Origin of the sequence: Rhodococcoides kroppenstedtii (genome assembly GCF_900111805.1) — a bacterium.
In the GTDB taxonomy this organism is placed as follows: Bacteria; Actinomycetota; Actinomycetes; order Mycobacteriales; family Mycobacteriaceae; genus Rhodococcoides; species Rhodococcoides kroppenstedtii.
Window position 1 is genome coordinate 14,072 of the sequence record NZ_FOJN01000006.1, and the last position, 17,106, is coordinate 31,177.

The 17,106-nt window shown below is 70.9% G+C and carries 19 protein-coding genes; 13 read left to right on the plus strand and 6 right to left on the minus strand.

What is annotated here, in order from left to right; genetic code table 11:
- Nucleotides 1-5 precede the first annotated feature (5 nt).
- Genes BMZ18_RS08625 through BMZ18_RS08645 form a run of 5 tightly spaced genes read left to right on the plus strand, consistent with a single transcriptional unit; the run spans nt 6 to nt 3,345 of the window.
- Nucleotides 6-656, plus strand: coding sequence for a DUF6474 family protein (locus tag BMZ18_RS08625; protein WP_068364106.1), 651 nt, complete (start codon nt 6-8; stop codon nt 654-656).
- Between the two features lie 7 nt (nt 657-663).
- On the plus strand, nt 664-1,161 hold the full coding sequence (locus tag BMZ18_RS08630; protein WP_068364102.1) for a hypothetical protein: 498 nt from the start codon (nt 664-666) through the stop codon (nt 1,159-1,161).
- A 42-nt stretch (nt 1,162-1,203) separates the two neighbouring features.
- Nucleotides 1,204-1,884: a YcnI family copper-binding membrane protein gene (locus BMZ18_RS08635; RefSeq protein ID WP_068364100.1), complete on the plus strand. Its 681-nt coding sequence runs from the start codon at nt 1,204-1,206 to the stop codon at nt 1,882-1,884.
- 50 nt (nt 1,885-1,934) lie between these two features.
- The gene (locus BMZ18_RS08640) at nt 1,935-2,384 is read left to right on the plus strand and encodes a copper resistance CopC family protein (protein ID WP_068106625.1); all 450 of its coding nucleotides are present in this window, start codon (nt 1,935-1,937) and stop codon (nt 2,382-2,384) included.
- A 7-nt stretch (nt 2,385-2,391) separates the two neighbouring features.
- The gene (locus tag BMZ18_RS08645; RefSeq protein WP_068364097.1) at nt 2,392-3,345 is read left to right on the plus strand and encodes a CopD family protein; all 954 of its coding nucleotides are present in this window, start codon (nt 2,392-2,394) and stop codon (nt 3,343-3,345) included.
- 26 nt (nt 3,346-3,371) lie between these two features.
- Here BMZ18_RS08645 and BMZ18_RS08650 read toward each other — a convergent pair whose 3' ends face one another.
- From BMZ18_RS08650 to BMZ18_RS08660, 3 genes are all read right to left on the minus strand, one after another.
- Nucleotides 3,372-4,400, minus strand: a complete 1,029-nt coding sequence (locus BMZ18_RS08650; RefSeq protein ID WP_170851475.1) for a hemolysin family protein — start codon at nt 4,398-4,400, stop codon at nt 3,372-3,374.
- Entirely contained in the window at nt 4,397-5,797 is a 1,401-nt protein-coding gene (locus tag BMZ18_RS08655; protein ID WP_068364094.1) for a hemolysin family protein, read from the minus strand. Before BMZ18_RS08655 ends, BMZ18_RS08650 begins: the two co-directional genes overlap by 4 nt.
- Before the next feature lie 145 nt (nt 5,798-5,942).
- Complete coding sequence (locus BMZ18_RS08660) at nt 5,943-7,493, minus strand: succinic semialdehyde dehydrogenase (protein ID WP_068364092.1); 1,551 nt, start codon at nt 7,491-7,493, stop codon at nt 5,943-5,945.
- A 162-nt stretch (nt 7,494-7,655) separates the two neighbouring features.
- On the opposite strand from BMZ18_RS08660, the gene BMZ18_RS08665 reads away from it, so the two are divergent.
- Nucleotides 7,656-8,441 carry a MerR family transcriptional regulator gene (locus BMZ18_RS08665; protein ID WP_371828494.1) on the plus strand — a complete coding sequence of 262 codons (786 nt, stop codon included), beginning with the start codon at nt 7,656-7,658 and terminating at the stop codon, nt 8,439-8,441.
- 88 nt (nt 8,442-8,529) lie between these two features.
- Here the strand turns inward: BMZ18_RS08665 and BMZ18_RS08670 are convergent, their stop codons facing one another.
- The gene (locus BMZ18_RS08670) at nt 8,530-8,754 is read right to left on the minus strand and encodes a DUF6480 family protein (protein WP_068104326.1); all 225 of its coding nucleotides are present in this window, start codon (nt 8,752-8,754) and stop codon (nt 8,530-8,532) included.
- Nucleotides 8,755-8,906: 152 nt separating this feature from the next.
- On the opposite strand from BMZ18_RS08670, the gene rraA reads away from it, so the two are divergent.
- Nucleotides 8,907-9,401: a ribonuclease E activity regulator RraA gene (gene rraA, locus BMZ18_RS08675; RefSeq protein WP_068364089.1), complete on the plus strand. Its 495-nt coding sequence runs from the start codon at nt 8,907-8,909 to the stop codon at nt 9,399-9,401.
- An 18-nt stretch (nt 9,402-9,419) separates the two neighbouring features.
- Here rraA and BMZ18_RS08680 read toward each other — a convergent pair whose 3' ends face one another.
- A complete protein-coding gene (locus tag BMZ18_RS08680) occupies nt 9,420-9,632 on the minus strand; it encodes an RNA-binding S4 domain-containing protein (protein WP_068104331.1) in 213 nt (70 codons plus the stop codon).
- A complete protein-coding gene (gene amaB, locus BMZ18_RS08685) occupies nt 9,629-11,209 on the minus strand; it encodes an L-piperidine-6-carboxylate dehydrogenase (protein ID WP_068364087.1) in 1,581 nt (526 codons plus the stop codon). Before amaB ends, BMZ18_RS08680 begins: the two co-directional genes overlap by 4 nt.
- Nucleotides 11,210-11,294: 85 nt before the next feature.
- Between amaB and lat the strand changes: the two genes are divergently transcribed.
- The 6 genes from lat to bsaP are packed head-to-tail and all read left to right on the plus strand — an operon-like array spanning nt 11,295 to nt 17,094.
- Nucleotides 11,295-12,635 carry an L-lysine 6-transaminase gene (gene lat / locus BMZ18_RS08690; RefSeq protein ID WP_068364085.1) on the plus strand — a complete coding sequence of 447 codons (1,341 nt, stop codon included), beginning with the start codon at nt 11,295-11,297 and terminating at the stop codon, nt 12,633-12,635.
- A gap of 38 nt (nt 12,636-12,673) precedes the next feature.
- Nucleotides 12,674-14,014 (plus strand): adenosylmethionine--8-amino-7-oxononanoate transaminase, encoded by a 1,341-nt coding sequence (locus BMZ18_RS08695; RefSeq protein WP_068364138.1) that lies wholly within the window; start codon nt 12,674-12,676, stop codon nt 14,012-14,014.
- Nucleotides 14,015-14,065: 51 nt separating this feature from the next.
- On the plus strand, nt 14,066-15,214 hold the full coding sequence (locus BMZ18_RS08700; protein ID WP_068364082.1) for an 8-amino-7-oxononanoate synthase: 1,149 nt from the start codon (nt 14,066-14,068) through the stop codon (nt 15,212-15,214).
- Nucleotides 15,215-15,225: 11 nt separating this feature from the next.
- The gene (gene bioD, locus BMZ18_RS19345) at nt 15,226-15,930 is read left to right on the plus strand and encodes a dethiobiotin synthase (RefSeq protein ID WP_244516465.1); all 705 of its coding nucleotides are present in this window, start codon (nt 15,226-15,228) and stop codon (nt 15,928-15,930) included.
- Nucleotides 15,927-16,919, plus strand: a complete 993-nt coding sequence (gene bioB, locus BMZ18_RS08710; RefSeq protein ID WP_068104341.1) for a biotin synthase BioB — start codon at nt 15,927-15,929, stop codon at nt 16,917-16,919. Before bioD ends, bioB begins: the two co-directional genes overlap by 4 nt.
- Nucleotides 16,906-17,094, plus strand: a complete 189-nt coding sequence (bsaP, locus tag BMZ18_RS20045; protein WP_074922094.1) for a biotin synthase auxiliary protein BsaP — start codon at nt 16,906-16,908, stop codon at nt 17,092-17,094. Before bioB ends, bsaP begins: the two co-directional genes overlap by 14 nt.
- The last annotated feature ends 12 nt before the right edge of the window (nt 17,095-17,106 follow it).

The following is a 17,106-nucleotide window of genomic DNA, read 5'->3' on the forward strand; positions in this document are numbered from 1 at the left end:
CGACCATGGGTCTGCTGACGAAGAAGTCACGACGCGCCACTCGGAAGGCCACCCGTAAAGCGGAGGCGAAGGCCCTCCGGCACAAGGCCGGACTGGAAGCGAAGTACTCCGCCCGCAACGAGCGCAAGCATCTGAAGAAGCTGGCCAAGAACGACGCCAAGGCGCTCGCGAGCCAGCAGAAGACCGACGAGGCCTACCGCAAGGCCCTCGCCGCTCGCGAACAGCGCGCCCGCGAGGGCAAGGTCAACCCGGCCAAGGTGCGCAAGTGGGTCGGCATCGGCCGCGTGCTCGCGCCCGTGCTCGTCCCCATCGCCTACCGCGCGGCGACGGCCGTGCGTTCGCAGCTCGATCAGTCCCGCGCGGCGCGCCTGGGTGTCGACGTCAAGGAACTCGGCCAGTACACCGGGCACGGCGCCAAGCTGAGCGCCCGCATCGTCGGCGCCGAGAAGTCGCTGAAGGAACTCGAGACCACCCACCGCGACACCGAGACCGGCCGCTTCGTCGAGGCGTCCCGCGCCCGGCTGTCCGACCTCACCACCGCCGTGCACGCGGCCGAGCAGATGCCGCCCAAGCGGCGCAGCCTCGCCCACGGCGCCATCTCCGACGAGATCGACGGCATCGAAGCCGACATCCTCGCGCGCCTCGGCGTCCGCTAGGACCGCTGTGACCGAGCGACGACGCGCGTTCCGGGGGGCCGCCGTCGGCGCCCTCACCGGGGCCCTCGCCGTCGCCGCCCACGCCACCGCCGACGGCGGGACGCCCGACTCCACGTCTCTGACCCTCGTGGCCCTGGTGTCCGTCGGGCTCGGGCTCACGGCGTCGACCGTCGGGACCCGGCGCGACGGTCGGATCCCCATCGCCGGCTGGCTCTCCGCCGGTCAGGTGATCGCCCACCTCGTCCTGGTGCTGGCCACGGGGCACGCTCACCCGGTCGGTGCCCCCATGCTGGCGGCGCACGCGGCGGCGGTCGTGGTCGGTGCCGTCCTCGTCGCGTCGGCGGAACGCCTGGCCGCCGTGGCGGGCTCGGTGCTGCGGGCCATCCGCTTCGTGCCGCTGGTTCCGGCCCCGGCCGGGAGCCCGCCGCTCACCGGCCACCTCTCCGCCGTCGTTCCCGTACCCCTGCTGCCCGCTCTCTCGAGGCGCGGACCGCCGAGCGCCTGACGCTCCCGGTCCTTTCCCTTCCTCACCCAGAGAGACAACCTCATGAATCGCACTGTCACGCGTGCCCTCGGCACGGGTGCCCTGTCCGCCGCCGCGATGATCGCCGCCGCGGGCGTCGCCTCCGCTCACGTCACCGTCGTCGCTCCCGGCGCGGCGCAGGGCGGGTACACCGTCCTCACCGTCCGGGTGCCCACGGAGTCCGACACCGCGTCGACGACGTCGGTGACGGTCGACCTTCCGAACCTCACGTCCGCGCGCACCGAGCCCATGCCGGGCTGGACCGCCACCGTGGAGCGCTCCGCGGACGACAAGGCCACCGGCGTCACGTGGACGGCCGACCCCGGCAACCCCGGCGTCGGACCGGGCCAGTTCCAGCAGTTCGTCCTGTCCGCCGGCCCGCTGCCGGACGAAGACACGGTGTCCTTCCCGGCGCGACAGACCTACAGCGACGGGCAGGTCGTCGCGTGGGATCAACCCGCCACCGACGGCGCCGAGCCCGAATACCCGGCGCCCACACTGGAACTCGCCGCCGCGAGTGCCGACGAGCACGCCGGTCACGGTGGGCATTCCGCCGCCGCGTCCGACACCGCGACGACCACGGCCGCCGCGGAATCGTCGTCGTCCGACGACACCGCGCTGTGGGTGGCGGGCGTCGCCCTGGTGCTCGGTGCGCTCGGCGCGGCGCTCGGACTCGGCAGCGTGCTGCGGGGTCGACGCTCGTGAGTCGGATCCGCACGGTGCTGCTTCTCCTCGCCGCGCTGCTGTTCGTCGGAATGCCCACGGCGGCTGCGCATTCCGTGGTGGTCGGGAGTTCGCCGGAGAACGAGAGCTCGGTCGACGCCGGTCCCGCGACCGCGTCGGTGACGTTCAACGAGGCGGTGCAGGAGCAGTTCGCCTCCCTCACCGTCGTCGGGCCGGACGGCAATCTGTGGTCCGAGGGCGACCCGCGGGTCGAGGGTCCGACGGTGACCGTCGACCTGCGCGAGCTCGGCCCGGCCGGGACGTACACCATCGCGTACCGCGTCACCTCGGCCGACGGCCATCCGGTAAGCGGCACGCGCACGTTCGAGTTGACGACGGCCGGAGCGGGCACCCCCGGTCCCGCCGCGAACGCGTCGGCGTCGTCCGAGTCGGGGGGCGGAATCCCGTTGTGGCCGTTCCTCGTCGCGGCGGGCGTGGTATTCGTCGGCGCGCTCGGATTCTCGCTCCGCTCGCGTCGGTGACGCGAGCATGACGGGAGCCGGGACGACGGAGGGCGCCCGCGAGCGGTGGTTGCCTCTCGCCGTCGTCCCGGCTGCCGCGCTCGGCGTTCTGGTGGCGGTGATCCTCGCGCGAGGGGAGACCGATCCGCCGGACAGCGGCCTGCGCGCGGTGGCCGATCTCGCCGCCGCGACCACCCTCGGTCTGGGCGTGGTGCTGCTCGTCGGCGCCACCTCCCGGCACGTCGACGACGCCCGTGCATGGCGGGCCGTGGTGGTCACCGCCGCGACGTGGTGCGTCACCGAGGCGGCGTTGCTCCTGCTCGGCGCGGCGCGGTCGCAGGGCGTCGTCGCGTCGGACCTCACGACGGCCGGATTCGCGGACTATCTCGGCGGCGTCGTCGGGGGTCGGCTCGGAGCGGCCGTCGTCCTGATCACCGCTCTGCTCGCGGCGGGGGCCGTCGCGGTGGTGCGGACCGGCGCCGACGTTTCGGGGGTGCTCGTGGTGGTGCCCGTGGGCGTCGCCGTGGTGATGCGCCCCATCACGGGCCATCTCGGGCAGCAGGCGTTCGGGGCACCGATGATCGCCCTGCACGTGCTGGCCGCCTCCGTCTGGCTGGGCGTGCTGCTGGCCCTCGCCCTCACCCTGCAGAGTCGGGGCGGATGGGCGGAGATGCTGCCGCTCTACTCGCGGTCCGCCGGATGGTGCGTGGGCATCGTCGTGATCACCGGGGTGGTCGCCGCCGCCGGTCGACTCGGCTCGGTGTCCGCGTTGGTGGCCGACGGCTACGGGCGGCTGGTCCTGGCCAAGGCCGCACTGGCGGTCCTGCTGGTCGCGGGCGGGTGGTGGCGTCGTCGCACCTGGGTGGCCACGATCGGCGATCACCGAACGCCGGCCCCGGTGTCGGTGCGCCGCGCGGTGGCCGAGTGCGCGCTCATGGCCGTGGCCTTCGGAGTCGCCTCGACCCTGGCGACCACGGGCTGACCCCGGCCGAGACGAGCGCGAACGCGTCAGGCGCGCGCGGGTTCCGGCGACGGCTCCGCGCTGGGCAGCAGCCGCACGAGCACGTCGGACAGGGTGATCACACCGAGCACCGCCCCGCCGCCGTCCCGCACCACCGCGAGGTGGTTGCGCGTCGAGCGCATCTCGGCCAACGCCGTGTACACGGTGCGGTCGGCCGCGAGCTCGAACGCCGGACGCACGAACTCCTCGATCGGCCGAGTGTCCTCCGCCTGCAACGTGTCTCGCACGTGCACCACGCCCACGACGTCGTCCTGCGAGCGCACCAGGATCCGTAGGTGACCCGTTCGGAGCGACGCGGCACGGACGTCCGCGACCGTGGCACCGACGGACACCGCGGTGGGGTCACCGCCGCGCAGCAGGTCCGCGACCGTGAGGCTTTCGAGCTCGAGCGCCCGGGTGATCTGGTCCGAATACTCTCGGTTCAGCGACCCCACGCTCACGGAGTGAGCAACCAATTGCGCCAGATCGTCGGGGTTCTGACCCGACACCACCTGATTGGCCGGCTCCACGCCCGCCTTGACCAGCAGCCAGTTCGCCATGTTGTTCAGCGACACCAGGATCGGGCGGGTGAACCACATGAAGACGCGCATCGGCACCGCCAACAGCGTGGCCGAGCGCTCGGGGTGCGCGATGGCCCAGGACTTCGGGGCCATCTCACCCACCACCAGGTGCAGGAACGTGATGATCACCAGCGCGAACACGAACCCCAGCACGTCCGCCGCCCAGTAGGGCAGGCCGGTCGAGGTGAACAGCGGCCGCAGCCAGTAGTGCACCGTCGGCTTGGAGAACGCACCGAGAGCCAACGCGCACAGCGTGATGCCGAGCTGCGAACCGGCCAGCAGCACCGTCAGTTCCGCCGAGCTGCGCAGCGCGGCGCGGGCCGAGCGGCTGGTGGCGGCCGCGTCCTCGAGCCGGTGACGCTTGGCCGCCAGCAGCGCGAACTCGACGGCCACGAAGAACGCGCTGAGCGCGACGAGCGCCGTGGTGACCACGAGGAATACCAAGGGATTGCTCATCGGTTGTGCTCCGTTCCGGCCGCCGGGGCCGCGACCTCGTCGGCGTCGCGCTCCCCGAGCTCGAGCGTCACCTGCGACGGCACGTGGTTGTCGATGTCGCGCACCGTGGCCACGAGGTACCGGCTCACCGGCTCGTCGTCACCGGCCAGCTCACCGTGATCCATGGGCAGGTCGATCTCGACGGTGTCGCCCACCTCCGGCAAGGACCCGTACTCGGCGATCACCAGACCGGCGACCGTCTCGTAGTCGCCGGACGGCAGATCGCGGCCCAGTGACCGCTCCACCTCGTCGAGGTGGACGTCGCCGGCCACGGTCCACACGCCGTCGGCGTCCTGAACGGGGTCGACGGACAGCTCGTCGTCGTGCTCGTCGGTGATCTCGCCGACCAGTTCCTCGGCCAGATCCTCGATGGTGACGACGCCGGTGAAGGAACCGTATTCGTCCACCACGCACGCCATCTGGTTCTTCGACGTCCGCAGCTCACCCATCGCATCGGGCAGCAGCTGCGATTCCGGCAGCACCAGCGCGGGCCTGACCAGCTCGGTCACCGGCGTGTGTGCCGGCAGGTCGGTCTGCATCACGTCACGCAGGTGTACGACGCCGAGGATGGAGTCGTCCGCAGCCATCACCGGGTACCGCGAGTGCTCGACACTCATCAGCGCCCGGACCTCGGCGATCGTCGCGTCGTCCCGCACGGTGGCGACGCGGGACCGCGGGATCATCGCGTGGCCCGCAGTGCGCGTCGGGAAATCGAGGATCCGGTCCAGCAGCGTGGAGAGCTCCTCCGGGAGATCGCCGGTGTCGCGGCTCTCGGCCACGATGTGCTCGAGGTCGCGGGCCGTCGCGGAGTGCTCCACGTCGTGCACCGGCTCGATCTTCAGCGCGCGCAACAGAGCGTTCGACGACGCGTCGAAGATGCGGATGAGCCACCCGAAGAGCTTGAGGTAGATCGTCGTCGACAGCGAGAGCCAGCGGGCGACCGGTTCCGGACGGGCGATCGAGTAGTTCTTCGGGAACAGCTCGCCGAAGAGCATCTGGACGAACGTCGAGACCACCAGGGCCGTGACCGCGCCGACGGCGATGCCGATTCCGGCCGGCACCCCGACGCCGCCGAGCAGCGTGCCCAGCGACTGTCCGATCAGGGGCTCGGCGAAGTTGCCGACCAGCAGGGCCGTGACGGTGATGCCGAGTTGGGCGCCCGAGAGCATGAACGACGTCCGCCGGGTCACACCCAGCGTGCGGGCGGCCGTGGCGTCACCGGCCTTGGCGCGGGCCTCGAGCCGGGACCGGTCCACGGTCATGTACGAGAATTCCTGCGCCACGAAGTAGCCCGTGGCGACAGTGATGCCGACGACCACGACGATGCCCAGCAGCAGGGTCAGGAAAGCTTCGATCATGTGCCGGTCACCTCCCTGGTCGTATCCGTCGATACGCGGGGAGCCGTGACCGGCCCGGGTCTGTCGCTGTCCATTCGTCCTCTGTCGGTTCGGGTGTTTCGCCCGAATCTACCGGATGCCCGCGCCGCAGGCACAGCGCGGAACGTCAGCGTCCGGGGTAGTACTTCATGGCTCGGATGAACACCGGCAGCGCCTTCGCCCACAGCTTCGGCGGGAGACGCCGACCACCGAGGTTGATCAGACGCGTGGTCGAAACCGTCTGCGACTCGGTGAACTTGAGGATGCCGTCGACACCGTGGCGGCGGCCCACACCGGAGACGCCCATGCCGCCCATCGGGGCGCCCGTGCTGCCCCAGGTCGGCGCGTAGCCCTCGTCGACGTTGACCGTGCCGGCACGCAGGCGCGCGGCGATGGCCTCGCCCTCGGCCTTGGTCCGTGCCCACACGCTGGCGTTGAGGCCGTACTCGGTGGCGTTGGCGCGCTCGACGGCCTCGTCGACACTGTCGACGGGATAGATCGAGACCAGCGGGCCGAACGTCTCGGTGGCGGCGCACTCCATGTCGTCGGTGACGTCGGTCAGCACGGTCGGCTCGTAGAACATCGGTCCGATGTCCGGCCGCGCGCGGCCGCCCGCGAGCACCGTCGCGCCCTTGACCTTGGCGTCGTCGACGTGGTTCGAGATGGCCTTGACCTGGTCCTCGGAGATGAGGCTGCCCATCTCGACGCCGAACTCGTACGTCGCGGCCAGCGTCATCCTCTTCACACGCTCGGCGAACGCGGCCGTGAACTTGTCCGCGATGGCCTTCTCGACGTAGACGCGCTCGATCGAGATGCACAGCTGGCCGGAGTTGGAGAAGCAGGCGCGCACGGCGGCGTCGACCACCTCGGGGATCTTGACACCCTTGGTGACGACCATCGCGTTCTTGCCGCCCAGCTCCGCGGAGAAGCCGATGAGCCGGCGGCCGGTCTGCTCGGCGAGCAGCTGGCCCGTCGCGGTCGATCCCGTGAACATGAGGTAGTCGGTGGTGTCGACGATCGCGGTGCCGACCACCGAGCCCGGTCCGGGCACGACGGCGAACAGGTCCCGCGGCAGACCGGCCTGATACAGCAGCTCCACGCAGGCCAGGGCGCAGTACGGCGTCTGGCTGTCGGGCTTGAGCACCACGCCGTTGCCGGCGAGCAGCGCGGGGATGGCGTCGGACACCGCGAGCGTCATGGGGTAGTTCCACGGCGAGATGATGCCGATGACGCCCTTGGGCTGATAGTTGATGCGCGTCTTGGTCAGCACCGGGAGCATGCCGGGCACCCGCTTGCTCTTCAGCAGGTCGGCTGCGGTGCGCGCGTAGTGCCGCGACGTCATCGCGATGTCGAGCACTTCCTCCTGGGCCGCGGACCGCGACTTGCCCGTCTCCGCCTGTGCCATGTCGATGAGCGACGCGCGATGCTTCAGCACCAGGTCCCGGTACTTGTGGAAGACCTTGGCCCGTTCCGAGACCGGCGTGGCGGCCCACGCCTTCTGGGCGGCGCGCACGGTCTCGACGGCGGCCAGGACGTCGTCCCGAGTGCCCACCGGAACGGTCGCCATCTCGCGTCCGGTGAAGACCTCGACGACCGGCCGGGTCTCGCGACCTGCGGCGACGTCGACGGAAGCAAGGGCGACCAGGCGGTCGAAGGTGGCGGCGGTCGGCGCAGGCATCGTTCTCCCCGGGAGACTCGGTTCACGGCTCACGTCGAGCTGTGTGTGACGGGCGTTGACAAGTACCGGACCACGGTACTCCACCAGTGCGTCACGTCACAGCCCCGAACCGGGTGCCGCGGACGATACGGCCTTGACCCTCACGCGACGGGAGGAATCACAGTGAGCAGCGTGAACGATGCACACGGACACCGCACCGTCGGCGCGGTCGCCCGACTCGCCGATGTCAGTGTCCGCACGCTCCACCATTACGACGCGGTGGGGTTGGTGGTGCCGTCGGGCCGGACGGGCGCGGGCTACCGCACCTATTCGGACGACGACGTCGAGCGGCTCTTCGCCGTGCTCGCCTACCGCGAGCTCGGGTTTCCGCTGGACGAGATCAGGACGATTCTCGACGATCCGGACGCGGATGCCCTCACGCATCTGCGGCGTCAACGGGACCTGCTTGCCGAGCGCATCGATCACCTGCACGCGATGGCGACCGCCGTCGACACACTGATCGAGGAGAGAACCATGGGAAACGAGGTCACACCCGAGCAGTTGCGCGAGATCTGGGGCGACGACTGGACGGGTGAAAAGTACGAGGACGAGGCCCGCGAGCGGTGGGGGGACACGGACGCGTGGGCGCAGAGCCGCGAGCGCACCGCGCGGTTCACCGCCGAGGACTGGACGGCCGTGAAGGTCGAGTCCGAGACGCTGGAGGCGGACCTCGCGGCGGCGATGGCCGCGGGGGTCCGGCCGGGCGACCCCGCCGCGAACGCCCTGGCCGAACGCCACCGGCTGTCCATCGACCGGTTCTACGACTGCGACCACGCGATGCAGGTGTGCGTATCGGCCATGTACGTCACCGACGAGCGGTTCCGCGCGCACTACGACGAGCGGGCCGAGGGTCTGGCGCAGTGGTTGGTGGACGTGATCGCCGCGAACGCGGCCGAGCACGGCGGGTAAGCGCGCGGGATTGCTGCTCCCGGTGCGTCCTCGGTAGGCGGGATCCTGCTCCTCGACGGCGCGAGGAGAGCAGGAATCCTGCGCCGCGCTACCCGAAGAATCCGGCGATGCGCCCGATCAGGCCGAGGGCCACGAGCACGACGATGATGCCGACGACGGCCAGAAAGATGACGGCCGGGGTTCGGGTGCGTTGCGGCGGTTCGTGATTGGGTCCGCCCGCGGACGTGGAAACGGGTGGGGTGTCGCCGGGGGCGACTCCCCCGCCCTTCTCCAGTCCTGCGACTTCGGTGGGCTCGGGGTTCTGGCCGGACATCGGTGATTCTCCTCCGGGCTGTCGGCGCGTTCCGTCGCCGCTGCTTTCCTGACTCGTTGTCATCGGTCACGTATTCCCCCGCTGCGGCAGGTCCAACCGAGCGACACGTCTCACACCCGAGCCCACACCCGGCCGCCCTATCCTGTGCAGCCATGAGCACCTTCATCGCCACGGCCGATCTGGCCGACGCCATCGGTCCGGACATCCGCAGCTGCGACACCCAGTTCCGCCAGCTCGGCGCCGTCACGGAGTTCTGCGGTCCGATCACCACGATCCGGTGCTTCCAGGACAACCTGCTGGTGAAGCAGACCCTGTCGGAGCCGGGTCACGGGGGCGTCCTCGTGGTCGACGGTGACGCGTCGATCCACACGGCCCTGGTGGGCGACATCATCGCCGGCCGCGGCGTCGAGAACGGGTGGGCGGGCGTGATCGTCCACGGCGCGGTCCGCGACTCCGCCATCCTGCGCACGCTGTCCATCGGGGTGAAGGCCCTCGGCACCAACCCCCGCAAGAGCACGCAGACGGGATCGGGCGAGAAGAACGTGCCCGTCGAGATCGGCGGGGTCACGTTCACGCCCGGCGAGTTCGTCTACAGCGACGACGACGGTGTGGTCGTCACCGCGGAACCGCTGCCGGCACAGGACTGACGGTCGGGGCGGTGACGGTCACTCGGCGATGACGCGCGCGGACTGCCCGCCGACGGTCACGACGTCGTCGACGCGCAGTTGGCGTCCGCGCCGCGTCTCCACCTCGCCGTTGACCTGGACCGACCCGTCGGCGATCACCGCCTTGGCCTCCGACCCGGAGTCGATGAGGTTCGCGAGTTTGAGGAACTGTCCGAGGCGGATGACCTCGTCGCGAATCGGGATGTCCATCATCGAGCGGAGCCTGCGGAGCGAGCGGGGGACTCGAAGGTCACCCCCTGGGCGAGAGGAAGCTCCGAGCTGTAGTTGACGGTGTTGGTGGTGCGGCGCATGTAGGCCTTCCAGGCGTCGGAGCCGGACTCGCGCCCGCCACCGGTCTCCTTCTCGCCGCCGAAGGCCCCACCGATCTCGGCGCCGGACGGCCCGATGTTGACGTTCGCGATGCCACAGTCCGATCCGGACGGCGACAGGAAGCGTTCCGCCTCGCGCAGGTCGGTGGTGAAGATCGACGACGACAGGCCCTGCGGGACGTCGTTGTGGACGGCGATGGCGTCGCCGAGGTCGGTGTAGGTCACGACGTACAGGATGGGCCCGAAGGTTTCCCGCCGCATCACCGCGGTCTGCGCCGGCATGCGGACGACGGCCGGGCGCACATAGACGCCGCCGGCGGCGCCATCGGCGCTGCCGACGCCGGGGCCGTCGACGCGCTCGCCTCCCGTCACGACGATTCCGCCGTCCGCACGGGCCTCGTCGAGGGCGGCGGCGAACGCCGTGTACGCGTCCTCGTCGATCAGGGGTCCGACGAGGGTGTCCGGGTCGAGCGGGGAGCCGATGGGCAGCGTCGCGTACGCGGCTGCGAGGCGATCCACGAGGTCGTCGGCCACCGATTCGTGCACGATCGCCCGGCGCAGCGACGTGCAGCGTTGGCCCGCCGTACCGACCGCGGAGAACACGATTCCGCGGACCGTGAGGTCGAGATCCGCACTGGGACAGACGATCGCGGCATTGTTGCCGCCGAGTTCGAGGAGAACCCGGCCGAAGCGCGCGGCGACGCGGGGCGCGACCTCGCGGCCCATGCGGGTGGAGCCGGTGGCCGAGACGAGCGCGACGCGCAGATCGTCGACCAGCGCCTCCCCGGCGTCCCGCTCACCGAGGACGAGCTGGGTGACGGGGAGGTCGACGCCGGCACGTCGGGCAGCCTCGTCGGCGAGGGCCTGCACCGCGATCGCGGTGACGGGCGTCTTCTCGGACGGCTTCCACACCACGGTGTCCCCGGCGACCAGGGCGAGCACGGTGTTCCACGACCACACCGCCACCGGGAAGTTGAAGGCCGTGATCACGGCGACCACGCCCAGCGGGTGCCACTGTTCCATCATGCGGTGGCCGGGTCGCTCCGTCGCGATGGTCGACCCGTGCAGTTGGCGGGACAGGCCCACCCCGAAATCGCAGATGTCGATCATCTCCTGGACCTCGCCGAGGCCTTCGCTGACGATCTTGCCGGCCTCGATGCTGACGAGCTCGCCCAGCGCGGACTTGTGCTCGCGCAACAATTCTCCGAGTTCGCGCACCACCGCTCCGCGCACCGGGGCGGGAACCGTCGACCACTCGGCGAACGCCGACGCCGCGGCCGTGACGGCCTCCTCGGCGGTCACGGTGACAGGCACGAGTCCCAGCGTCTCCCCCGTCACGGGGCTGCGCGCGGCCCGGGCCTCGCCGGAGTTCGGCGCAGACGGCAGAAGCGGCTCGGCGCCGAGAGAGCGTAGAAGCTCGGAGGTGCGGTCGGCCAGGCCGGCGGTGGTCGTGGCGGTCATATGTCGAGTCTCCCTCATGGCCATGTCAGGATATTTTCCGTTTTAGTACCGTCTTGACAGGATTTTATCGCATAGACTGACCTTCATGACCCGGGTACTGCCGCCTCCGGCCCCTCAGAGTGCGCTGTCCGTCCACGACAGCCTGGCCCGTCACCTGCTCGTCGACGGCTTCGATCTGGTGCTCGATCTGCAGCGATCACGCGGCGCCACGCTCGTCGACGAACGCGACGGGGCGACGTACCTCGACATGTTCACGTTCTTCGCCTCGAACGCCCTGGGCATGAACCACCCGGCGCTGACCGAGGACGAGCAGTTCCGCGACGACCTCCTCGCCGCCGCGTTGCACAAGCCGAGCAATTCCGACGTCTACACCGAACCGATGGCGCGTTTCGTCGACACCTTCGCCCGCGTCCTCGGCATCCCGGAACTGCCGCACCTGTTCTTCGTGGAGGGCGGCGCGCTCGCCGTGGAGAACGCACTCAAGGTCGCCTTCGACTGGAAGAGTCGGCGGAACGAGGAGGCGGGGCGCGATCCCCGGCTCGGCACCCGAATCCTGCACCTGGAGCACGCCTTCCACGGCAGGTCGGGGTACACACTGTCGCTCACCAACACCGATCCGATCAAGGTGGCGCGCTTCCCCGCGTTCGACTGGCCGCGCATTCCCTCCGCCTACGTCCGAGACGGCGCGGACATGGACGCGCTCGAGGGCCGGTCCCTCGCGGCCGCGCGCGAGCACTTCGACCGTCACCCCCACGACATCGCCGCCCTCGTCCTCGAGCCGATCCAGGGCGAGGGCGGCGATCACCACTTCCGGCCGGCGTACCTCCGCGCCCTGCAGGATCTCTGTCACGAGTACGACGCCCTGGTCGTCGTCGACGAGGTCCAGACAGGCGTCGGCATCACCGGAACCGCCTGGGCGCACACGCAACTCGGCCTCGAGCCCGACGTCGTGGCGTTCGGCAAGAAGACCCAGGTCTGCGGCATCATGGCGGGCCGCCGAGTCGACCTGGTGCGCGACAACGTCTTTCGTGTCGGATCCCGCATCAACTCGACGTGGGGCGGCGGGTTGGCCGACATGGTGCGCGCGCGGCGCATCCTCGAGGTGATCGAGCGGGACGGCCTCGTCGAGTGTGCCGCGCAGCTGGGCGAGGTCCTGGGCGATGAGCTCTCGACGCTGGCCGTGCGTCATCCCGTGGTGTCCGAGGTGCGCGGTCGCGGCCTCATGAGGGCGATCTCGTTGCCCGACACCGAGACCAGGGACGCCGTCGTCACCGACCTGCGCGAGCGCGAACACGTCCTCATGCTCGGCTGCGGCTCGCGGAGCATTCGATTCCGCCCGGCCCTCACCGTCACCGAGGGCGAGCTCCGCGGCGCCGTCGACGCCCTGGACCGCGTTCTCTCGGAGCAGCACACCCGGCACCCCTGACCGTGCGGGACGCGCATCGGTGTGTGACCGTGGGTCCGGTGACGCCCACTGCGCCTCCCACCACGACGACGCCGCCCACCCTCGCCGACGACCACGTCTCCGACATCGACGCCCGGCACGTCTGGCACCCGTACAGCGGGTTCGACGTGCCCGGCCGCCCCGTCGCCCGTCCGTGGGTCGTGCGGGAAGCGTCCGGCGTCCGCCTCCATCTCGCCGACGGCCGCTCCCTTATCGACGGCATGAGTTCCTGGTGGGCGGCGGTGCACGGCTACCGCCACCCGGTGCTGGATGCGGCGGTCACGGACCAGCTCGGCCGCATGAGCCACGTGATGTTCGGCGGTCTGACACACGAGCCCGCAGCACGGTTGGCCGAGCTCCTCGTGACCGTCACCCCCGACGGCCTGGACCGCGTGTTCTTCTGCGACTCCGGTTCCGTCTCCGTCGAGGTGGCCGTCAAGATGTGCCTGCAGTACTGGCGTGCCCGCGGTCGGCCGGAGAAACGGCGGCTGCTGACGTGGCGGGGTGGGTACCACGGCGACACGTTCACCCCGATGAGCGTGTGCGATCCCGAGGGTGGGATGCACGCGGCGTGGTCGGGCGTGCTGACCGAACAGATCTTCGTCAACGCTCCACCACCCCACCGCGACGACACCTACGCCGACCTTCTCACTCGCGCCGTCCACGACCGCCGTGACGAGATCGCCGCGGTGATCGTCGAACCCGTGGTGCAGGGCGCGGGCAGCATGAGGTTCCACGACCCGTCGTACCTCGCCACGCTCCGACGGGCCTGCGACGACGCCGGCGTCCTGCTGATCTTCGACGAGATCGCCACCGGATTCGGCCGGACGGGGACACTGTTCGCGGCCGACGCGGCCGGCGTGACTCCCGACGTCCTGTGCGTCGGCAAGGCTCTCACCGGCGGGTACCTGTCCCTGGCCGCGACGCTGTGCACCGCCGAGGTGGCGACGACGATCAGCGCGGGCCCGGCCGGCGGCCTGATGCACGGGCCGACGTTCATGGCCAACCCGCTCGCGTGCGCGGTGGCGGTCGCATCCACCGAGCTGCTGCTGAGCCGTGACTGGCGGTCGGAGGTGGCGCTCGTGGAATCGGAGCTGCGGACCGGGCTCGAACCCGCGCTCGCCCTCGCCGGGGTGCGCGACGTCCGGGTACAGGGTGCCATCGCGGTCGTCGAGATGGAGACGGCCGTCGACGTCGGGCGGGCTGCCGCGGCCGCTGCCGCGGACGGGGTGTGGCTGCGGCCGTTCCGCAACCTGGTGTACGCGATGCCGGCGTACGTCTGCACGCGCGCCGAGGTCCGGGCGATCGCCGACGCGATGGTGCGGGCAGCGGCGGTGGAATCGGAGGCTGCGGAGAGCTGACCCGGACAGGCACTTGAACAGTGTTCAAGTCGGTGCGTAAGCTGCGTCGACGTGACCGCTTCCGTACACACCTCCACGGCGCTGTCGTGGTTGGACGGCGACGCGCAGCGCCGACGCGATGCCGGTCTGCAACGCGTGATCCGGCCGCGGACGGACACCACGGCGCTCCTCGACGTCGCGTCGAACGACTATCTGGGGCTTGCCCACCACCCGGCGGTGCGCGCCGGCGCCCATGCCGCGATCGACGGGTGGGGGTGCGGAAGCACGGGCTCACGGTTGGTGACGGGAACGACCACCGATCACGAGGCCCTCGAGGACGAGCTCGCCGAGTTCGTCGGCGCCCGGTCCGGGTTGGTGTTCTCCAGCGGTTACACGGCCAATCTCGGCGCGGTGACCGCACTGGCCGGCGCCGGGTCGCTGATCGTCTCGGACGCCCTCGTCCACGCCTCGATCGTCGACGCCGCCCGGCTGTCCCGCGCGCGGGTCAGCGTGGCTCCGCACCGGGACGTCGCCGCGGTGGTCGACGCGCTCGCGAGCAGGAGCGAAGCCAGGGCACTCGTGGTCGTCGATTCGGTGTTCAGCGCCGACGGCGACCTCGCCCCCCTGCGGGAGTTGTACGCCGCCGCTCGACGGTTCGGCGCCGTCCTCCTCGTCGACGAGGCGCACGGCCTCGGGGTTCGCGGCCGAGGCGGCCGCGGCCTCGTCGAGGAATGCGGCCTGGCCGGCGCTCCCGACCTGGTGGTGACCGCGACGCTCTCGAAGGCCCTGGGCTCCCAGGGCGGCGTGGTCCTCGCCGAACCTGCTGTGCGCGAGCACCTTCTGCACGCCGCGCGGACTTTCGTCTTCGACACCGCACTGGCACCCGCCGCCGTCGGCGCCGCGCGCGCCGCCCTCCGCGTCCTGCGTGCGGAACCCGACCGGGCGCACGCCGTGCTGCGCCACGCCGACCGTCTGGCCCGCGCCCTCGGTCGGAGCGAGGTGCCCGAGTCCGCCGTCGTTCCCGTCGTGCTCGGTGATCCCGATGCCGCCGTGCGCGCGGCCGAGCGCTGCCGGGCGAACGGAGTGCTGGTCGGCTGCTTTCGCCCGCCGTCCGTTCCGCGGGGTGAGTCGCGATTGCGCCTGACCGCACGCGCCGACCTCACGGACGACGACATCGCCACGGTGGGGGACGTCGTCACGTCGGCGATCGCGGCCGTATGACCGTCATCGTGGTGACCGGCACCTCGACCGACGTGGGGAAGACCGTGGTGACCGCCGCCGTCGCCGTCGGATACGAGCGAGCGGGCGCGAGCGTCGCGGTGTGCAAGCCGGCCCAGACGGGGGTGGCCGCCGACGAGGACGGCGATCTCGCCGTCGTCGCCCGACTGTCGGACCCGCAGCGCCGCAGAGAGTATCGAGAATGCGCCCGCTACCCCGACCCCCTGGCACCCTCGGTCGCCGCCCGTCGCTCCGGACTTGCATTCGTCACTGTCGCGGAGATCGTGGACGCGGTCGACGATCTCCGGTCGCGCTCCGACGTCGTGCTGGTGGAAGGCGCGGGCGGAGTGGCGGTCCCGTTCGACGACGTCGGCACCACCCTGCTGGACGTCGTGACCGCGCTGACGGCGTCGGTCGTCGTCGTCACCCACCCCGGCCTGGGCGCGCTGAACCACGCCGCACTCACCGTCGGTGCTGTGCGACAACGGGATTCGTGCCTCCTCGGTCTCGTCCTCGGATCGTGGCCCGACGCGCCGGATCTCGCGGCCGCCACCAATCGAACGGAGCTACCGGCGGTCACGGGCGTGCCGATCATCGGCGCGGTGCCGTGCGGCGCCGGCACCCTCGACGCCGCGATGTTCGTCGACCGTGCGCCCGACTGGATCGACCGCTCGTTCCTGCCCCTCGATCCCACCCCCGACCTCAGGAGTGCCCCGTGACCATCCTCGACGACGTCGACCGCATCGTGCTGCAGAACGGTGACCCACTCACCGCTGAGCAGGTTCTGGCCGTGCTCGAACTCCCCGACGAGGCCGTGGCCGACGCGCTCGACCTCGCGCATCGCGTCCGATTGCGCTGGTGTGGCGAGGAAGTCGAGGTCGAGAGCATCATCAGCGTCAAGACCGGTGGGTGCCCGGAGGACTGTCACTTCTGCTCGCAGTCCGGGTTGTTCGCCTCCCCGGTACGCGCGGCGCGCCTCGACATTCCCCAGCTCGTGGCAGCGGCCAAGGACACCGCCCGCTCCGGCGCGAGCGAGTTCTGCATCGTCGCCGCGGTCCGCGGACCCGACGCGCGCCTGATGGACCAGATCCGACTCGGCATCGACGCGATCCGCGCCGAGGTCGACATCGACATCGCCTGTTCCCTCGGCATGCTCACTCGCGACCAGGCGGCGACGTTGGCGGGCTGGGGCGTGCACCGCTACAACCACAATCTCGAGACGGCGCGGTCCTACTTTCCGCAGGTGGTGACCACGCACACCTGGGAGGAGCGGGTGCAGACCCTGCGGCTGGTCTCCGAGTTCGGCATGCAGGTGTGCTGCGGCGGCATTCTGGGGATGGGCGAAAGTCTGCGCCAGCGAGCGGAATTCGCAGTGGAACTGGCCGCCGTGGCGCCGCACGAGGTGCCGCTGAACTTCTTCGACCCCCGTCCGGGCACCCCGTTCGCCCATCTCGACGTCCTGCCCGCGGTGGACGCCCTGCGCGCGATCGCCGCCTTCCGCTTCGCCCTGCCGCGCACGGTCCTCCGCTACGCCGGCGGTCGGGAGATCACCCTGGGCGATCTCGGTGCACGACAAGGCATTCTGGGTGGAATCAACGCGATCATCGTCGGCAACTACCTGACCACGCTGGGTCGACCGGTCGCGTCGGACCTCGACATGCTGAAGGACCTGTCGATGCCGGTGAAGGCGCTCGATGCCGCGATCTGAGACCGCTCGCTTCGATCACCGGACCGGCGCATCCGTCGGTGCAGAGACGGTGAGGGCGCCGCTCGGGTACGAGCCACCGCGGTTCTGCGCGCTGTGCGGTCGGCGCATGGTGGTGCAGGTCTTCCCGACGGGGTGGACGGCGGCGTGCTCGCGACACCCGCTGCTCCGGGGTTGACCCCGACATCCT